Here is an 18,429-nt window from a genome sequence, read left to right on the forward strand (position 1 = left end):
GGGACGCGGAATCGATAAGACCACGTGGTGTAAGATGGATCAGACGTTTTATGATGCCTGCATAGACTCTACGGACTACCGGCCCCGCCATGCGCCGTAGGTTTTCAAACTGAGACACTACCCCCGCGCTTGCACGATTGCCAAAAAACTGTATAAGCGCGCTCACTCTGCCGGTCCAGTTGGGGGCTGAACGGAGGGCCGTGCGCGTATTTCATCGAAAATCCGCTCATCGTGTGAAGGCAAGAGGCCTTCCGCCTCCCGTGTCTCCGCTCTCGACCGTCTCGACCATGCGCCTTTCTTCTCCCGCCACGGCGGGCAAAGACAAGTCGCGGAGGCTTAGCCGCTGGTTGCCGGGAGAGCGAAACGGAAGAAAGGCAAAGTAACAATGGCTCTTTACGAACATGTGTTCCTTGCCCGGCAGGATCTGTCGCAGCAGCAGATCGACGCGCTTGTCGAACAGTACAAGGGCGTCGTTGAAGCCAATGGCGGATCGATCGGCCGGGTGGAGAACTGGGGACTGAAGTCCCTGACCTACCGCATCAAGAAAAACCGCAAGGCCTATTTCACGCTCATGGACCTGACCGCGCCCGCCGCCGCCATCGACGAGATGGAGCGCCAGATGGGCCTGTCGGAGGACGTGCTGCGCTTCATGACTATCCGCGTCGAAGCGCACGAGGAAGGCCCGTCGGCAATGATGCAGAAACGCGATCGTGACGATCGCGGCGACCGGTTCGGCGATCGTGGTGGACGCGGCGACCGTGGCGATCGCGGTGATCGTGGCCCGCGCCGGCCGCGCGAACAGTCCTAAGGAGCACGACAATGGTCGACATCAACCAGATCCCGACCCGGCGCCCCTTTCATCGCCGGCGCAAGACCTGCCCGTTCTCCGGCTCCAACGCGCCGAAGATCGACTACAAGGATGTGAAGCTCCTGCAGCGCTACATTTCCGAACGCGGCAAGATCGTGCCATCGCGCATCACTGCCGTCAGCCAGAAGAAGCAGCGCGAACTCGCCAAGGCGATCAAGCGCGCGCGTTTCCTCGGCCTTCTGCCCTACGTGGTCCGCTAAGGATTTTCGGCGCCGCCGCTAGGCGGCGCCTGTCCCCCGCGACGGGCGCGGTACGGACTGATCGAACGAAAATCCCGGGCTGGGGCCCACGCCCCTAACTGCCGGATGGCAGGACAGCGACAGGACGGCGATCACGCCGTCATTCGGCTTCCCGCAATCCGGTCCGCGCCGCCAAGGCGCCCGAAACAAGGATTGGTATCATGGAAGTCATTCTTCTCGAACGCATCGCACGGCTCGGCCAGATGGGCGACACGGTCAAGGTGCGCGACGGCTACGCCCGCAATTTCCTTTTGCCGAAAGGCAAGGCACTGCGCGCCAACGAAGCCAACAAGAAAAAGTTCGAAGGCCAGCGCGTCCAGCTCGAGGCACGCGACCTGGAACGCAAATCCGAAGCCGAAAAGATCGCCGAGAGCCTCGACGGCATGTCCTTCATCATCGTGCGCGCCGCCGGCGAAACCGGCCAGCTCTACGGTTCGGTGTCCCCGCGCGACATCGCCGACCTGCTGGTTAACGAGGGTTTTACGGTCAACCGCAACCAGATCGAGCTCAACCAGCCGATCAAGGCGATCGGGCTGACGAACGTCATCATCGCGCTTCATCCGGAGGTCGAGGTGACCGTCACCATGAACATCGCCCGCTCCACCGACGAGGCGGAACGTCAGGCGGCCGGCGAAAAGTTGGATTCAGCAGAGGCGATCTACGGCGACGACATCAACGAGAATGCCCGCCCGGACAGCTTTTTTGACCCGAACGAGGATGGCGAAGACCTCGAAGAGGGTGATCCAACCGTCTGACACAGAAAAAAAATGGTTCAGGATCAATGCCCGGAATGCGAATTCCGGGCATTTTTTCTTGATCGGCGGGCATCTGTTCCCACATTCTTCGGTACAGGTGAACCAAATTGTAAATTGTTGCGGGAGGCGCTGCTCCCATGAACATGTTTTTGCGCAGCCTCATCGAACGCCTGATCCGGACAGGCAATCTGACCGTGATCGACCATAAAGGGCGATCGGCCTCATTCGGCGACCAGAGCGGAAAGCGCGTGACGGTCGCCATCCATTCGGCCCACGCCGAGCGCGCCATCACCTTCGACCCGGTTCTCGCACTGCCCGAATCCTACATGAACGGCGAGATCGACGTCCTGGAAGGCGATCTGCTCGACCTTCTGGAAGTCATCTACAAAAACGCCCCCACGCTCGATGTCGGCGCCTTCTGGACCCGGATGGCCGATGGCTTCCGGCACGGGCTGCGGCGGCTGCAGCAGTTCAACACGACCGAACGTGCCAGGCGCAATGTACGCCGGCACTACGATCTGTCACGCGAACTCTATCGGCTTTTTCTCGATACCGACCTGCAATATTCCTGCGCCTATTTCGCACGGCCGGACATGACGCTCGAGAAGGCCCAGCTAGCCAAGAAACGCCACCTCGCAGCCAAGCTGGCGCTCAGGCCCGGCCAGACCGTGCTGGACATCGGATGCGGTTTCGGGGGGCTCGGCCTTTACCTCGCCCGCAATCTCGACGTCGACGTTCTGGGCATCACCCTGTCGGAAGAGCAATTGGCGATCGCCACCGAGCGGGCACAGCAGGAGGGGCTGGAGGACCGTGCCCATTTCGAGCTCAGAGACTACCGCAAACTCGGCGAACGCTTCGACCGCATCGTTTCGGTCGGCATGTTCGAGCATGTCGGCGTCAACCATTATCGCGCCTTTTTCGACAAATGCGCAACGATCCTGAAGCCGGACGGCGTGATGATGCTGCATTCGATCGGCCGCTCGGGGCCGCCATCGGCGACGACACCCTTCATCCGCAAGCATATTTTTCCCGGCGGCTACATTCCCGCGCTTTCGGAAGTGCTGCCGGCGATCGAACGCTCGGGCCTTGAAGTGACCGATGTCGAGATCCTGCGCCTTCACTATGCCGATACGCTGAAACACTGGCGCCAGCGCTTCCTCGCCAACCGCGACCGCATTCGCGAAATCTACGACGAACGTTTCTGCCGCATGTGGGAATTCTATCTCGCCGGCTCGGAGGCCGGTTTTCGCTGGCAGGACCTGATGGTGTTCCAGATCCAGCTCACGCGCCGCAACGACACGTTGCCGATCACTCGCGACTATATCGGCGTCGCGGAAGACAGGCTGGCCGATGCCGACGAGCACAGACCGCATTCGCCACCCGCCACGCCGACGCGGAAACGCACGACGTCATAGGACTGGCTCCGCCCACGACGTAACTGGTGCGTCCGGAAGGAGAGCCTGGGCTTGCCGCGGTGATAGAATGTGATTCGGGTCAACTGGATTCGTCGTCTCCGAACACGCAAGTTTGTGGACGACTGTGGATGACGGGGTGGATGATGGGTATCGAGACATGAATCTCGGTGCCTGACAGATGAATCTTTCCCCGGCGCCGCCGCCTTCTGCTAACGCGAGGCTCGAGGGATTTTGACGGGGACACGATGGCAGAAGCAGTCCGCAAGCTCGGCGCGCCGGAAACGCCGCTCTACCGCGAGCCGCCGCACAATATCGAGGCCGAGCAGGCACTGCTCGGCGCGATCCTGGTCAACAACGACGCCTTCTACCGGGTCTCCGATTTCCTGAAGCCGGGCCATTTCTTCGAGCCACTGCACCGCAAGATCTTCGAGGTCGGCGGCGAGCTGATACGGATGGGCAAGACCGCCAACCCGGTGACGATGAAAACCTTCCTGCCGGCCGAGGAAAAAGTCGGCGACATGACGGTGGCGCATTATCTGGCACGCCTCGCCGCCGAGGCGGTCACGGTCATCAACGCCTCCGACTACGGTCGCGCGATCTACGACCTCGCCACGCGCCGGGCACTGATCACGGTCGGCGAGGACATGGTCAATATCGCCTTCGACGCCCCGGTCGACATGTCGCCCTCCGACCAGATCGAGGACGCCGAACGCCGTCTGTTCGAGCTTGCCGAAACCGGGCGCTACGATGGCGGGTTCGAAACCTTCACCGACGCGGTCAAGACCGCGATCGACATGGCCAACGCCGCTTATATGCGCGACGGCAATCTTTCGGGCATATCGACAGGTTTTCGCGACATTGACCGTCGCCTCGGCGGCCTGCAGCCTTCCGACCTTATCATCCTGGCCGGGCGACCGGCGATGGGCAAGACCTCGCTGGCAACCAACATCGCCTTCAACGTGGCCGCCGCCTACATGCCGGCGCAACAGGCCGACGGCTCATTCAAGGCTTCAAATGGCGGGGTCGTCGGCTTTTTTTCGCTCGAAATGTCGTCCGAACAGCTCGCCACCCGCATCATCTCCGAGCAGACGGAAATCTCGTCCTCGAAAATCCGCCGCGGCGAGATCACCGAAACCGAATTCGAAAAACTTGTCGCCTGCTCGCAGATGATGGAAAAGACGCCGCTTTATATCGACCAGACCGGCGGCATCTCGATCGCCCAACTCGCCGCCCGCGCCAGGCGCCTGAAACGCCAGCGCGGCCTCGACGTGATCGTCATCGACTATGTACAGCTCATGCAAGGCACCAGCGCGCGCGCAGCACAGAACCGCGTCCAGGAGATCACCGAGATCACCACCGGACTGAAGGCGCTCGCCAAGGAGTTGCAGGTGCCGATCATCGCGCTGTCACAGCTCTCGCGCCAGGTCGAAAACCGCGACGACAAGCGCCCGCAGCTCGCCGACCTGCGCGAATCGGGTTCGATCGAGCAGGATGCCGACGTGGTGCTGTTCGTCTATCGCGACGAATATTACCTGCAGAACAAGGAACCGGAAGAAGGCACGCCCGAATATGAGGAGTGGCGGCTGAAGTTCGAACGGGTGAAGGGCAAGGCCGAACTGATCGTCGCCAAGCAGCGTCACGGTCCGACCGGAACCGTGGAACTGGCCTTCGAAGGTCAGTTCACCCGCTTCTCGGACCTGGCCGAAGAGGATCGGCTTCCCGAGCGGTTCGAGTAACGGCATTTCGGAACACAAAGTGTCAGGCACAATCAGCATTCAGGAAACCGGCGTCGAGGCCCGGCTTGCCGGCGCGTTCGCCACGATCGACCTGCGCGCGCTGCAACAGAACTACCGCGCCCTGGCAGCCCGCGCAGCACCGGCGCGCACGGCATGCGTGGTCAAGGCCGACGCCTACGGGTTGGGGATCGCCAAGGCGGTCCCGGCTCTCGCCGCAGCGGGCTGCGACACGTTTTTCGTCGCCTGGCCGGAGGAAGGCCGCGCGGTGCGCGAGGCGGCGCCGGACGCGCGGATATTCGTGCTCGGCGGGCTGTTCGGCCGCGAGGCGGCGGAGGCCTACGCCGAAGCGAAGCTGATCCCGGTGCTCAATTCGCGCGGCGAAGCGGCGATCTGGGAAGGGTTTTGCAGCACCGACGGTGTAGCCCGTCCCTGCGCGATCCATGTCGACACCGGCATGAACCGGCTCGGCCTGACGCTGGATCAGGCCAGGACGCTGGCAGAGGAAAATGCGCTTACCGGCGCGCTTGATCCCGTTTTGGTGATGAGCCATCTCGCCTGTGGCGATCAGCCCGACCACCCGCTCAACCAGCGCCAGCTCACCGCGTTCACACAGGTGCGTCGCCTCTTCGGCGGCATCGAAGCGAGCCTGGCCAATTCGGCCGGGATTCAGCTTGGCGCCGACTACCATTTCGACCTCGTCAGGCCCGGCGTCGCCCTTTTCGGAGGCCTGTCGGGACCGGGCCTGGAACCGGTGGTGACCGTGCAGGCGCGGATCGTGCAGATCCGCCATGTGCGTGCCGGAGAAGCGGTCAGCTACGGCGCGGCGGCGGTGATGCAGCGCGACAGCCGTGTTGCGATCTGCGCGGCCGGCTATGCCGACGGGCTGCACCGCGCGCTGTCGGGCAGTGGCGTGCCGCTGCGCGAGATCACCGGCGGCGGGCACGGTTTCGCGGCCGGACGGCGCGTGCCGGTGCTCGGTCGCGTGACCATGGACATGACCATGTTCGACATCACCGATGTGGAGGGCGGCGCGCTCACCGTCGGCGACCGGATCGAATTTTTCGGCCCCAATATCGGTATCGAGGAAGCCGCGACGGCGGCCGGAACGATCTCTTACGAATTGTTGACCGGGCTCGGACGGCGCCACCACCGTACCTATATCGGGCCTTCGGGGGAAAGCGGCACAAGCGGAGACCAGCGCTGATGGCACGCGCACGCGTCCAGTTCATCTGCCAGAATTGCGGCAGCGTGCATTCACGCTGGGCCGGCAAATGCGACGCCTGCGGCGAGTGGAACACGCTGGTCGAGGAAGGAACCTCAGGCGGGATCGGCTCCGGGCCGGCCTCGGCGAGAAAGGCGCGGCCCGGCCGCCCGGTGGCCTTGACCACGCTTTCCGGCGAGATCGAGGACGCGCCGCGGATCGCCTCTGGCATCGACGAGCTCGACCGGGCCACCGGCGGCGGTTTCGTGCGCGGCTCGGCGCTTTTGATCGGCGGCGATCCCGGCATCGGCAAGTCGACCCTGCTCACCCAGGCCGCCGGCGCGCTGGCGCGTCAGGGCCACCGCGTCGTCTATGTGTCGGGCGAGGAGGCCGTGGCCCAGATCAGGCTGCGCGCCCAACGCCTGAAGGCCGCCGATACACCGGTCGAACTGGCCGCGGAGACGAATGTCGAAGATATCTTGGCCACCGTAGCCGACGGCAGGCGGCCGGACCTTTTGATTATCGATTCGATTCAGACGCTGTGGACCGACATGGCCGATTCCGCGCCGGGCACCGTCACCCAGGTGCGTGCCTCCGCCCAGGCGCTGATTCGCTACGCGAAGTCGACGGGCGCGGCCGTCGTGCTCGTCGGCCACGTGACCAAGGACGGTCAGATCGCTGGACCGCGCGTGGTCGAGCATATGGTCGACGGCGTGCTGTATTTCGAAGGCGAAGGCGGTCATCATTATCGCATCCTGAGAACGGTGAAGAACCGTTTCGGTCCGACCGACGAGATCGGCGTGTTCGAAATGTCTGACCGGGGCCTGCGCGAGGTTTCCAACCCGTCCGAACTGTTTTTGGGCGAGCGCAGCGCGCGCGCGCCGGGCGCGGCGGTGTTTGCCGGCATGGAAGGAACGCGGCCCGTCCTGGTGGAAATCCAGGCGCTGGTTGCGCCCTCGCCGCTCGGCACGCCGCGCCGCGCCGTCGTCGGCTGGGACTCGCCCCGCCTTTCCATGGTGCTGGCCGTGCTTGAGGCCCATTGCGGCGTGCGTTTCTCAACCAATGACGTCTATCTCAACGTCGCCGGCGGGTATCGCATTTCCGAGCCGGCCGCCGATCTCGCGGTTGCCGCGGCGCTTGTTTCCTCGCTGGTCGGGCTTGCCCTTCCCGCGGATTGTGTCTATTTCGGCGAAATCAGCCTTTCGGGCGCCGTCAGACCTGTCGCACACGCGCAGCAGCGGCTGAAGGAGGCCGAGAAGCTGGGATTTGCCCAAGCGGTCATGCCCGCCGGCAGCGGAGATGTCGCCGGGGGCATCGCAGCGCGATCCTTCCAGCCCGGCGCGCTTGCCGATCTGGTGGCCCGGATCGCGGGCTCGAAACGAGGACGCGGCGAGGATTGATGCCTTGCTTCAAACGAATGCCCGCGGGTCACAGGGAGTGGAGCTCTGATGCCGATCACGCTGCTTGACGGAGTCCTTATCGGCTTCACACTCGTGTCCGCCGTGCTGGCGATGGTACGCGGCTTCTCGCGCGAAATCCTGTCGATCGCGTCCTGGGCGGCGGCGGCCGCGGCAGCCTATTTCTTCTACCCGTTGGTGCTGCCTTACGTAGTGCCCTATATCGACAATGCGCAGATCGCGCTGGCGGCAGCGGCGGCGATCGTGTTTTTCATCGCACTGATCATCGTGTCGGTGATCACGATGAAAATTGCCGACTTCATCATCGACAGCCGCGTCGGCGCGCTCGACCGCACACTCGGCTTCGTCTACGGCGCGGCGCGCGGCGTTCTGGTGATCGCGGTGGCACTGTTGTTCTTCAACTGGCTGGTCGGGGAGAACCGTCCGGACTGGGTGGCGCAGGCCAAGTCGCTGCCGCTGCTTGAGGGAATAGGCGAAAGGCTGCAGGCGCTGCTTCCGGACGACCCAGAAAACTCGATCCTGAAGAAGATCACCAGCAGCGACGACGGCTGAACATCCCGGCCACAGCCGAGCCGGCGGCAACGCGGACGCCACCGCGTATCGCTCAACTGAAAGGCAGCCTGTCATGACGGACATGCTTGCAAAACCCGTTGGCGACGATGCCCGGGCCGCGGAAGCGGACGATCATTTCCACGACGAATGCGGCGTGTTCGGCATATTCGGGCGCCAGGACGCCGCGGCGATCGTCACGCTTGGTCTGCACGCGCTTCAGCACCGCGGCCAGGAGGCGGCCGGCATCGTCTCCTTCGACGGCAGCCAGTTCCATGTCGAGCGCCATGTCGGGCTGATCGGCGACACCTTCACCAAGCAGGCCGTGATCGACAGCCTGAAAGGCAACCGCGCCATTGGCCATACCCGGTACGCCACCACCGGCGGCTCCGGCATCCGCAATATCCAGCCGCTGTTTGCCGAACTGGCCGATGGCGGCTTTGCCGTCGCGCATAACGGCAACATCACCAACGCGATGACCGTGCAGCGCAATCTGCAGAAGCTGGGCGCGATCTTCTCGTCGACCTCGGACACCGAGACACTCCTACATCTGGTGGCGACCAGCCAGGAAAAGGATTTCAACGCCCGTTTCATCGAGGCCATACGCCAGCTCGAGGGCGCGTTCTCGCTGGTGGCGCTGTCGTCGAAAAAGATGATCGGCTGCCGCGACCCGCTGGGCATCCGCCCGCTGGTGCTGGGCGATCTCGACGGAGCGTGGATTCTCGCCTCGGAGACCTGCGCCCTCGACATTATCGGCGCGCGCTTCGTGCGCGACATCAAGCCGGGCGAGATGGTCGTGATCACCAGCAAGGGGGTCGAGAGCCACTTCCCCTTCGGCGAGGTGCGGCCGCGCTTCTGCATCTTCGAATATGTCTATTTCGCGAGGCCGGATTCTTCGGTCGAGGGCCGCAACGTCTATGACGTGCGCAAGAATATCGGCATGGAACTGGCGCGCGAATGCCCGGTCGAGGCGGATATCGTCGTGCCGGTGCCCGATTCGGGCACACCGGCGGCGATCGGCTTTGCCCAGGCCGCGGCCCTGCCCTTCGAACTCGGCATCATCCGCAACCACTATGTGGGACGCACCTTCATCCAGCCGGGCGATTCAATCCGCCATATGGGCGTGAAGCTGAAACACAACGCCAACCGGCGGATGATCGAGGGCAAGCGCGTAGTGCTGGTCGACGATTCGATCGTGCGCGGCACCACCTCGCAAAAGATCGTGCAGATGGTGCGCGACGCCGGTGCGAAGGAAGTACATATGCGCATTGCTTCGCCGCCGACGCGCGCCTCGTGTTTTTACGGCGTCGACACGCCGGAGACAGCCAAGCTGCTCGCGTCGCGCATGTCGATCGACGAGATGCGCGATTTCATCCGGGTCGATTCGCTTGGCTTTCTGCCGATCGACGGGCTCTACCGTGCGGTCGGCGAGGCCGCGCGCGACAACGAGGCGCCGCAATTCTGCGACGCCTGCTTCACGCGCGACTATCCGACCCGGCTTCTCGACCACGAGGGTGCCGATAATGTGCGCCAGCTGTCCATCCTCGCATCGCGCGCGCAATTCTAGCGAAAGCAGTCTCGACGTGACCTCTTCTCCTAATCTTACCGGACGCCTGGCGCTCGTCACCGGCGCCTCGCGCGGCATCGGCTACCATATCGCCAAGCAGATGGCGGCGGCGGGTGCGCATGTGATCGCGGTCGCGCGCACAGTCGGCGGACTCGAGGAGCTCGACGACGAGATCAAGGCCGAGCACGCCCGCACCGGCAAGGGCGAAGCGACGCTGGTGCCGCTCGACCTGGCCGACATGGCCGGCATCGACCGGCTCGGCGGGGCGATCCACGAGCGCTGGGGCAAGCTCGACATCCTGGTCGCCAATGCCGGCGTGCTCGGCGTGATCGCGCCGATCGGCCATGTTGAGGCCAAGGTGTTCGACAAGGTGATGACGGTGAACGTAACGGCGTCCTGGCGGCTGATCCGCTCGGTCGATCCGCTTCTGCGCGCCGCCGATGCCGGGCGGGCGATCGTGCTGTCGTCGGGGGCGGCGCATTCGGCACGCGCTTATTGGGGGCCCTACGCGGCCTCGAAAGCCGCGGTCGAGGCGCTGGCGCGATCCTGGGCCGACGAAACCAAAAACACACCGCTCAGGGTCAACATCGTCAATCCGGGCGTGGCGCGCACCGCCATGCGGGCACAGGCGATGCCGGGCGAAGATCCCGAGACCCTGCCGCATCCGTCGGAGACCGCCGCCGGGATCGTGGGGCTGGCCGGACCCGACATTACCGAGACCGGAAAGATCTGGGATGTCGAGCTCGGCCGCTTCGCCTCCTGGCAAAAGCCGCGATAGGACGGCTGCCCTACACGCGAACGTGACTGGCCCTGCGCTGTGCTCCACCGGAATATGCCTGCGGGGGCGGAGTACCGAATGCGGAGGAACGCCATGAAACGCTTATTGACGACGGTCGTATTGTCGACATTCGTTGCGCTCGCCAGCGCGCAGGCCCAAGACAATTCGATGAGTTTCTTCATCACCAGCGCCGGGCCCGGCAATGGCGCCGATCTCGGCGGGCTCGCCGGCGCGGACGCGCATTGCGCGAGCCTTGCGGAGGCGGCCGGCGTGTCCGGCAAGACCTGGCGCGCCTATCTGTCGACCGACACCGAAAACGCGCGCGATCGTATCGGCAGCGGACCATGGCACAATGCCAAGGGTGACAAGATCGCCGACGACGTCGCCGCGCTGCATAGCGACGCCAACGCGATCTCGAAGGAGACCGGGCTCGACGAAAGCGGCGCCATGGTCAATGGCCGCGGCGACCAGCCGAACCGGCACGACATCCTGACCGGCTCCAACCCGGACGGCACGGCGGCGGCCGCGACTTGCGCAAACTGGACCGCCAGCGGTGACGGCCAGGCGATCGTCGGTCATCACGACCGCATGGGCCTGCGCGACGACGCGCCGTCGAAATCGTGGAATTCGTCGCATCCCTCGCGCGGCTGTGGCCAGGAGGCTTTGCAGGGCACTGGCGGCGACGGCCTGTTCTACTGCTTCGCGGCCGACTGACTTTCGGGCCTCCCACATAAAAGGCCCCGGATGCGTGCTCCGGGGCCTCGTCGTGGCAATGTCTTCAAATCAGCGGCCGAGCCGCATCTGGTAATCCGCGCCGAACCGAGTGTAGCCGTTCGAGCCGTAGCGACGGTGCAGTTCCTCGCGCTTTTGCGCCTTTTCGCGCCAGTATTTCATCGCCGCCTCGCGCTTGGCCTTCTGCTTGGTCCGCCATGCGGCCAGACGGCGCTCGCCTTCGGCCTCGCGCTGGCATTGTTGGCAGTTCGCCTTGTCGTGCTTGACCTCCCGCTTGATGCGGCGGGCGCGCTTGGCCGGCTTGCCGCCGAGCACCTGACGCGTCACATCGCCGGGGGTGTAGCGCGTATCCATGCCAAACCCCTTGTCGAAGATGCACCACACGACCGTGCAGGAGAAATCGCCGACCAAACCGCCGATCACGCTCAGCCCGACCCGGCGCGGCGCGCCGCCCATCTGGATGATCTTGGCGGTGTCGTCGAGATTGTTGCGCTTCTTGGGGACCGGCCGGTTGGCGGTTTCTTTCTTCGGCACGGGCTTATCGCCGATCTCGATCGTGCCCCGGTACTCGCGGCCACTTCCGCCGCCATCGCGGGCCGAGGCGATATCGGCGGCAGCCAGAGAACCGGCCAGGATCGCGGCTGCGGTGAAGATATGGGTCAGTTTGAAGACCGTGGCAGACATGTCGTCCCTCCGCTGTGTGCGTTGCCAATAGCGTTTGGTCGTCACAGAGGAGGGAAAGGTTCACGGCAATCAGAAAAAATCCGGACCGAGGCCGCGCAGGAGGCCAACTGCCTGACGAAGTGAGAAATTCCGACCGGGCGCGCAAGCCCCGGAAGACCGAACCGTAAGGCTGCGAGTGCCTCGATGGGCTTTCGACGCGCCATCGCGCCTACTCGGGTCGGCGCGCTTCGAAGCTGATGATGTCGTCGCCGTTGCGCGGTTTGCGCCCGTGCTCGTAATTGCCCGACACCACCATGTCGGTGAAACCCGCGCCCCGCAGGACGAGGGAGAATTCCTCGACGCCCCACCAACGCAGCTTGAACAGATCCAGTTCGGATTTCAACAGACCTCCATCCCGCCAATGATCGTAACGCAGATGGGCAAGGGTGGTCTGTGCGACAAAGTCGGTTTCGACCCTTTGATCGGTGAGCGTCAGCAGATCACCGTCCTGCGTCGTCCAACTGCGAATGGAGTCTGTGGGTCCTAGGAAACTCCCAATCGGGTCGAGGTCCAGGACCAACTTTCCACCGGGAGCCAAATGATCGAAAAACCGCTGGAGCACGGCGGCTGCGGACGTCGCCTCCGTGATCAATTGAAACGATCCCGCCGGGACGATGATGGCCGAAAAACTGGTGTCGTAGGAGAAATCCTCGAATGTCTGGCGGGTCAGGCTCGCGAAAAGGTTCCTATCTCGGCACTCATGCCGGCAGTAGCCCAGCATCTCTTCCGATGCGTCGAAGCCCTCCATCGGAAACCCGGCCTCGAGAAGCGGAACGAAAATACGCCCGTTTCCGACTGCCGGCTCGAGAATCGGGCCTTCACACCCGTCAAGACGTTGCCGGTAATACTCCAGATCGCCGAACGAACGTCCGACCGGCTTGTCCAGATCGTAGACCCAGGATGCGAGCTTTCCGTAACGATTGTTCATGCTGCACTGACAGGATTGAAACAAGACGATGGCGACGCGCCGGGTTTCCCCGGCCGACCACCGAAGGCCCGGTAGACTATCGGGGGCGAAACCGCAAACGGGCCGGCGAGACCGCCCAGCGAAAATTTTCCCGTGTCGTCCAATGGACACAGGTCCGGATCGTGACCGGCCTTGCGGCAGGGCGGAATTAGAAACGATCTGCCGTGCGCCGCGTGGTCTCGCGCGGCAATTCGCCGAATTCGCGGCGATAGGCGGCGGAGAATCGGCCGAGATGGGCAAACCCCCATTTCAGCGCGATGTCGGTGACCGAAACATCCTCGCCATGCTGCAGATCGAAGCGCACGCGCCGCAGGCGCTCGCGTTGCAGGGCATGCATGGGCGACAGGCCGTGGCGGGCCTTGAAGGCGAGTTGCAGCGTACGCGGCGCCACATCGGCCGCCTCGGCGACGTCGATGAGGGTGATGGGACGATGGCAATTGGCGCGCAGGAACTCTTCGGCCCGGCGCAGGTGACGCGGTGTCGCACCGTGTGATCCATGCTCGAGGAAGATCGACATGTTGCTCGGCTGACCACGCAGGAACGCCTCCAACAGCCGCTGCTCATTATAGGCGGCCTGGATGCCGGCACTCCAGCCGGAACCGCATTCGGCGGTCTGGAAAAGCAGTTCGGCAAGCCGCCGCCACTCGCGCATTTCGGGACGAGAGAAATCGATCTGCGGATCGAAGATGACCGGCCCCGGCAGCGCGCGATCAAACAGGCGCTCGGCAAAGGCCATAAAGGGCGCCTTGCGGATCTGGACCAGCAATTGCCCACAGCCGCGCCACCAGTGCATGCGCGTTTCGAGATCGGCGTTCAGAACCGAAGCCGTCTCCAGACCGGTCAGGAACTCCTTGCGGCCGTTGCAGATAGTCGCCGCACCGGCGATCGGCATCTGGATGAGATAAAAACTGTCCAGAGCGCCGGGATCGATCATCACGTCGGCGCCGTAGCTGATGTAGTTGAGCGAGATCAATCCGCCGGGCGCATGATGCTGGGTGGCGTGAAAGGCGGCGCCGTCGCCGACGATCTCCAAGCGATGATTGCAGAAAATCCGCGCGACCCGTTCGCGCGCGCAATCCAAGTCGCCCGTCTCGAACAAGACGTGACGGGAAAGAGGAGGCGCGTGGCGGGAACCTTCTTCAGCCCTCATACCCGAAGTGTAGCATCGTTGGGGCGCCATCCAAGTTTTCGTCGCTTCATTCGGCCGCAACGAGGGTTTTTTTTCGCTTTTCGGATAGTCGGCTCGCAATCCGGACAGAAATCACGCTCGATTCGCGCCTAGTCTGGTACCGAGAACACAGGCGTCCGGTCGAAGGCGCCTCCTCGAGCACAATGGGAGAACGATATGAGCAAAGTCCTCGACAAGGGTATCACGCGCAACGGTACCGGCTTCAACGGCACCACCTGGAACATTCTCGGCCAGGTCTATTTCCCGAAAGCGTCTTGCGCGTCCACTTTCGCCTTCGAGACCAACAGCGATCCGGGCCAGTTTGTCCCGGTCCACATCCATCCGACCCAGGAGGAATTCATCCTGGTCCAGGAAGGCGAGCTCGACCTAAAGCTCGACGGCGAATGGTCAAAGGCGAAGGCCGGCGACCTGGTGCGCATGCCGCGCGGCATTCCGCACGGTTATTTCAACAAGTCGGACAAGCCGGCGCGGGCGCTGTTCTGGGTTTCACCCGCGGGTGAACTGGAAGCGCTTTTCAACCGGCTGCATGATTTGACCGACCCCGACGAGGTCGTAAAAATCTCCGCCGAACACGCGGTCGACTTCCTGCCACCCGAAGCCAACGACTGAGTTTCTAGCGCAGATCAACACGGCGGCCGCCCAAAAAGGCCGCCGGCGGCGTGTTGAGCGCGCCGCATGGCGGAGCCGTGGGCAAAGCGGCCGCCCAAAAAATCCGGGGAACCTCCATGGTCGAGAAAAAGAAAGTCGCCGTCATCGGCGCGGGTGTCAGCGGCCTGGCCGCGGCCAAAGCCTTCAAGGAACGCGGGCACGCGGTCACTGTCATTGAGCGCAGCCACGCGCTGGGCGGGGTGTGGGAGCCGTCTCGCTCCTATCCCGACGTCCAGACACAGAGCCCGAAGGATCTTTACCGCTATACGGGCAAGCCGATGCCGGACCACTATCCGGAATGGCCGAAGGGGCCACAGGTCCATGCCTATCTGACCGACTACGCGCACGAGAACGGCCTGACGCCGCTGGTCCGCTACAAAACGCGGGTTGCAGCCATGGAACGGCGCGCAGACGGCTGCAAGGGCTGGACGCTCGACCTCGAAGGCGGCGACGGCAAGGCGGCGAAGGAGGACTTCGACTTCGTCGCCGTCTGTACGGGCCAGTTTTCAGAAAAGAACATTCTGTCCCATCCCGGCCAGGAGACGTTCGAGCAGGCCGGCGGCCAGGTGATGCACTCGTCGGACTATACCGATCCGGCGACGCTGAAAGGCAAGAAGGTGGTGGTGCTCGGCTTTTCGAAATCCGCCACCGATATCGCCGTCAACGCGGTCAAATCGGGCGCGGCCGCCGTCACCATCGTCTATCTGGAAACGGTATGGCGCATCCCCTATTTCATCGGCGGGCTGATCAACTTCAAGCGCATTCTCTACATCCGGGCGCAGGAAAAGATGTTTCCCGGCTGGGGCCAGTCGACCCTGGCCAGGCTCAATCACGCGCTCGCCAAGCCGTTCGTGTGGGCGAACTGGCGGGCTCTGGAAAGCCTGTTGTCGATCCAGCTCAAGCTCAACAAGACCGGGCTCAGGCCCAAGGAGCCGATCGAACGCGGCATCAACTGCTCGGTGCCGATCGTCACGCCCGGCTTCTTCGACATGGTCGCCGACGGCCGCATCCGGGCCGTCCAGGGCACGTTCGACCATTACGAGCCCGGTACGGTCGTGCTGACCGGCGGGAAGCGGGTGGTCGCCGACATGGCGATCCTCGCCGTCGGCTGGAAGCTCGGCGTGCCCTTCCTGCCGGAGGAGTACCGCAAGAAGCTGGTCGAGCCCGACGGCCAGTACCGGCTTTATCGCATCATCGCCAATCCGGACCTGCCGGATATGGGGTTCGTCGGTTTCAACTCCTCCTTCTGCACCGTGCTGTGCGCCGAACTCGCCGCCAACTGGCTGGTGCGCTACGCCGACGGCATGCTCGCCCATCAGCCGAGCGCGGAGGAGATGAACCGCAATATCGACATGATGATCGAATGGAAGCGCAAAAAACGGCCGGCGGCCGGGGTCTATGGCGGCCTGTGCGTCGCGCCCTACCACTTCAAGCATTTCGACGAATTGCTGGCGGACATGGGCGCGCGCAAGAAAAAGCGCAATCCGGTGGCCGAAAACCTCACCCCGCCCAACGCTGACGCCTTTGCGCGCTATCTGGCCTCGACGCCGCAATATCGCGCGGCCTGAAACGTCGAAGGGCGGCCGCTGGGCCGCCCTTGCTTGTATTGGCTGAACGCCAGACCGATGGCCCGGTTCAGAGCGCGGCGATGACAATCACCTCGACGAGGTGCTGAGCGGTCGCAAGCCGTGCCTCGCCGGTGGCGCGCGCGGGCGGGTTCTGGGGATCGATCCACGCGTCCCAGACCTCGTTCATGGCGGCGAAGTCGCGCATGTCGGACATCCAGATCGTCGCCTGCAGGATCTTCGACTTGCTGGAACCGGCAGCGGCCAGATGACGATCGACGGCGGCCAGCGCGTCCCTGGTCTGATCGGCGACACTCTTGCCGGGGGTTCCGACCTGACCGGCCAGATAGACGGTGTTGCCGTGGATGACGGCCTGGCTCATACGTTTGCCGGGCTCGAGACGACGAATGGACATTGCAAAACTCCTTGTTGATTTGCGTGTGGAGAGGGTAAGCGAAGCTGCGGTTCGGGCCCCGCGTCAGGCGGGTCCGGCGGTCTGCTCGCTGGCTTCGCGGCGCCGGTAGAGGCGCCAGCTCACGGGAATGAAGGCCAGGTAGGCGAGAGCAGTCACGCTCATCGTGTGCCAAGGATAGTTAATCAGAAGCAGGACGTAAAACACGATCAACAAAATCAGCGGCATCACCATGTCACCACGGACGCGACCAATATTCTTGCCCGACCAGATCGGCACGCGGCTGACCAGCAGACAGGCGACAAGCAGGGTGAAGGCACTGGAAAGGCCCGTGAAAACCGCGCCGTGCTCCACGCCGAGAAAGCTGAGATAGGCCGGCAGAAGCACCAGCATGGCGCCAGCCGGCGCGGGCACACCGACGAAATAACCGCCCCGCCAGCCGGCGGCGCGGTTGGGATCGTGGTCCATGACGTTGAAGCGCGCCAGCCTGAGGCCACAGGCGATCGCGAACAAAAGCGCGGCGATCCAGCCCGGCGCGCCGGCCCCGTCCAGCAGGAACGCGTACAGCACAAGAGCCGGCGCAACGCCGAAATTAACGATGTCGGCAAGCGAATCCATTTCGGCGCCGAATTTCGAAGTCGCCTTGAGGGCGCGGGCCACGCGGCCGTCGACGCCGTCGAGAAAGGCGGCCAGAAGCACCATGGCCACGGCCAGTTCGATGCGCTGTTCAAAGGCGAGGCGGATGCCGGTCAGGCCGGCGCAGATCGCCAGCACGGTCACCAGATTGGGCACCACCATGCGCAGCGGGATCTCGCGAATGCCCGGCCCGCGCGGATCGGGCGTCTTCAACCCGGTCCCGCCGCCCGATTTGCGATCGAACGGCACCGGTCAGGATACCCTGACCAGCGGCGCGACCCGCGGCGCGCCGAATTCCGCAATCACGGTTTCGCCGGCGATCGCCGTCTGACCGATCGCCACGCGCGCCACCGCGCCCTCCGGCAGGAAAACGTCAACCCTGGAGCCAAAGCGAATCAGGCCGATGCGTTCGCCGACGGCGGTGTCGGCGCCCTCCTCTGCCCAGCAAACGATACGGCGCGCGACGAGGCCGGCGATCTGGACGGTGGCCACGGTGCCATGCGGGCTTTCGATGACGAGCCCGTTGCGCTCGTTTTCCTGGCTCGCCTTGTCGAGCTCGGCATTCAGGAACTTGCCGGCCCGGTGCTCGATGCGCGACAGCCGTCCGCGCACCGGCGTGCGGTTCACGTGGCAGGAAAAGACGTTCATGAATACGGAGATGCGCAGCATCTCGCCGGCGCCGAGGCCAAGCTCTCGCGGCGGCACCGCCGGCCCCACCGCTGAGACGATGCCATCGGCCGGGCTTATGGCCAGACGGTCGTCGACCGGGGTGACACGCTCGGGATCGCGGAAGAAATAGGCACACCAGGCCGTCAGGATGGCGCCGATCCAGAACAGGCTGGTCGAAAACACGCCCAGAATGATCGCCGCGCCGGCGAACGCGCCGATGAACGGCCAGCCCTCGCGGTGCACGGGCACGAATGCGTTGCGGATCGATTGCTGCAGGCTCATCGCCGTCGACTGGCTCCGGTTTCGTCAGAGCCGGAGGCTTATCCGAAACGCCAGCCGCCCGCAACGCGGCGTGTGCGCCG

General features: G+C 64.1%; 18 protein-coding genes and 1 pseudogene. 13 read left to right on the top strand and 6 right to left on the bottom strand.

Annotated elements, in window-relative coordinates; all coding sequences use genetic code 11:
• The first annotated feature begins 385 nt into the window (after nt 1-385).
• The 11 genes from rpsF (at nt 386) to GN330_RS20500 (ending at nt 11,240) form a co-directional block, all read left to right on the top strand.
• Nucleotides 386-808 carry a 30S ribosomal protein S6 gene (rpsF, locus tag GN330_RS20450; RefSeq protein WP_156715037.1) on the top strand — a complete coding sequence of 141 codons (423 nt, stop codon included), beginning with the start codon at nt 386-388 and terminating at the stop codon, nt 806-808.
• 11 nt (nt 809-819) lie between these two features.
• Nucleotides 820-1,068: a 30S ribosomal protein S18 gene (rpsR, locus tag GN330_RS20455; RefSeq protein ID WP_106572379.1), complete on the top strand. Its 249-nt coding sequence runs from the start codon at nt 820-822 to the stop codon at nt 1,066-1,068.
• 200 nt (nt 1,069-1,268) lie between these two features.
• Nucleotides 1,269-1,862, top strand: a complete 594-nt coding sequence (gene rplI, locus GN330_RS20460; RefSeq protein ID WP_156715039.1) for a 50S ribosomal protein L9 — start codon at nt 1,269-1,271, stop codon at nt 1,860-1,862.
• A gap of 137 nt (nt 1,863-1,999) precedes the next feature.
• Nucleotides 2,000-3,277: a cyclopropane fatty acid synthase gene (locus GN330_RS20465; RefSeq protein ID WP_156715041.1), complete on the top strand. Its 1,278-nt coding sequence runs from the start codon at nt 2,000-2,002 to the stop codon at nt 3,275-3,277.
• Nucleotides 3,278-3,522: 245 nt separating this feature from the next.
• Nucleotides 3,523-5,013, top strand: coding sequence for a replicative DNA helicase (locus GN330_RS20470; RefSeq protein WP_156715043.1), 1,491 nt, complete (start codon nt 3,523-3,525; stop codon nt 5,011-5,013).
• Nucleotides 5,014-5,032: 19 nt separating this feature from the next.
• Entirely contained in the window at nt 5,033-6,217 is a 1,185-nt protein-coding gene (alr, locus tag GN330_RS20475; RefSeq protein WP_425487189.1) for an alanine racemase, read from the top strand.
• A complete protein-coding gene (gene radA / locus GN330_RS20480; protein ID WP_156715045.1) occupies nt 6,217-7,614 on the top strand; it encodes a DNA repair protein RadA in 1,398 nt (465 codons plus the stop codon). Before alr ends, radA begins: the two co-directional genes overlap by 1 nt.
• A 48-nt stretch (nt 7,615-7,662) precedes the next feature.
• On the top strand, nt 7,663-8,184 hold the full coding sequence (locus GN330_RS20485; RefSeq protein WP_156715047.1) for a CvpA family protein: 522 nt from the start codon (nt 7,663-7,665) through the stop codon (nt 8,182-8,184).
• Nucleotides 8,185-8,257: 73 nt separating this feature from the next.
• The gene (purF, locus tag GN330_RS20490) at nt 8,258-9,748 is read left to right on the top strand and encodes an amidophosphoribosyltransferase (RefSeq protein WP_425487190.1); all 1,491 of its coding nucleotides are present in this window, start codon (nt 8,258-8,260) and stop codon (nt 9,746-9,748) included.
• Nucleotides 9,749-9,764: 16 nt separating this feature from the next.
• Complete coding sequence (locus GN330_RS20495; RefSeq protein ID WP_343040992.1) at nt 9,765-10,526, top strand: SDR family NAD(P)-dependent oxidoreductase; 762 nt, start codon at nt 9,765-9,767, stop codon at nt 10,524-10,526.
• A 93-nt stretch (nt 10,527-10,619) separates the two neighbouring features.
• Entirely contained in the window at nt 10,620-11,240 is a 621-nt protein-coding gene (locus GN330_RS20500) for a hypothetical protein (protein ID WP_156715052.1), read from the top strand.
• A 69-nt stretch (nt 11,241-11,309) separates the two neighbouring features.
• Here the strand turns inward: GN330_RS20500 and GN330_RS20505 are convergent, their stop codons facing one another.
• The 3 genes from GN330_RS20505 to GN330_RS20515 all read right to left on the bottom strand — a co-directional run bounded on the left by GN330_RS20505 (nt 11,310) and on the right by GN330_RS20515 (nt 14,029).
• Nucleotides 11,310-11,942, bottom strand: coding sequence for a hypothetical protein (locus GN330_RS20505; protein WP_156715054.1), 633 nt, complete (start codon nt 11,940-11,942; stop codon nt 11,310-11,312).
• 208 nt (nt 11,943-12,150) lie between these two features.
• Nucleotides 12,151-12,909 carry a class I SAM-dependent methyltransferase gene (locus GN330_RS20510; protein WP_156715057.1) on the bottom strand — a complete coding sequence of 253 codons (759 nt, stop codon included), beginning with the start codon at nt 12,907-12,909 and terminating at the stop codon, nt 12,151-12,153.
• A 187-nt stretch (nt 12,910-13,096) separates the two neighbouring features.
• Nucleotides 13,097-14,029 carry an AraC family transcriptional regulator gene (locus GN330_RS20515; protein ID WP_246188788.1) on the bottom strand — a complete coding sequence of 311 codons (933 nt, stop codon included), beginning with the start codon at nt 14,027-14,029 and terminating at the stop codon, nt 13,097-13,099.
• A 264-nt stretch (nt 14,030-14,293) separates the two neighbouring features.
• Between GN330_RS20515 and GN330_RS20520 the strand changes: the two genes are divergently transcribed.
• Together GN330_RS20520 and GN330_RS20525 are read left to right on the top strand one after the other, a co-directional pair.
• Nucleotides 14,294-14,746, top strand: coding sequence for a cupin domain-containing protein (locus GN330_RS20520; protein ID WP_156715059.1), 453 nt, complete (start codon nt 14,294-14,296; stop codon nt 14,744-14,746).
• Nucleotides 14,747-14,862: 116 nt separating this feature from the next.
• Entirely contained in the window at nt 14,863-16,353 is a 1,491-nt protein-coding gene (locus tag GN330_RS20525) for a flavin-containing monooxygenase (protein ID WP_156715061.1), read from the top strand.
• A gap of 67 nt (nt 16,354-16,420) precedes the next feature.
• Here GN330_RS20525 and GN330_RS20530 read toward each other — a convergent pair whose 3' ends face one another.
• The 3 genes and pseudogenes from GN330_RS20530 to GN330_RS20540 all read right to left on the bottom strand — a co-directional run.
• The gene (locus GN330_RS20530; RefSeq protein WP_156715063.1) at nt 16,421-16,765 is read right to left on the bottom strand and encodes a RidA family protein; all 345 of its coding nucleotides are present in this window, start codon (nt 16,763-16,765) and stop codon (nt 16,421-16,423) included.
• A 63-nt stretch (nt 16,766-16,828) separates the two neighbouring features.
• Nucleotides 16,829-17,647 carry a CDP-diacylglycerol--serine O-phosphatidyltransferase gene (pssA, locus tag GN330_RS20535; RefSeq protein WP_343040994.1) on the bottom strand — a complete coding sequence of 273 codons (819 nt, stop codon included), beginning with the start codon at nt 17,645-17,647 and terminating at the stop codon, nt 16,829-16,831.
• A gap of 3 nt (nt 17,648-17,650) precedes the next feature.
• Nucleotides 17,651-18,352: pseudogene (locus GN330_RS20540) on the bottom strand (phosphatidylserine decarboxylase); the annotation flags it as partial.
• Nucleotides 18,353-18,429 lie beyond the last annotated feature (77 nt).

Source organism: Nitratireductor arenosus (assembly GCF_009742725.1).
Taxonomy (GTDB): domain Bacteria; phylum Pseudomonadota; class Alphaproteobacteria; order Rhizobiales; family Rhizobiaceae; genus Mangrovimarina; species Mangrovimarina arenosa.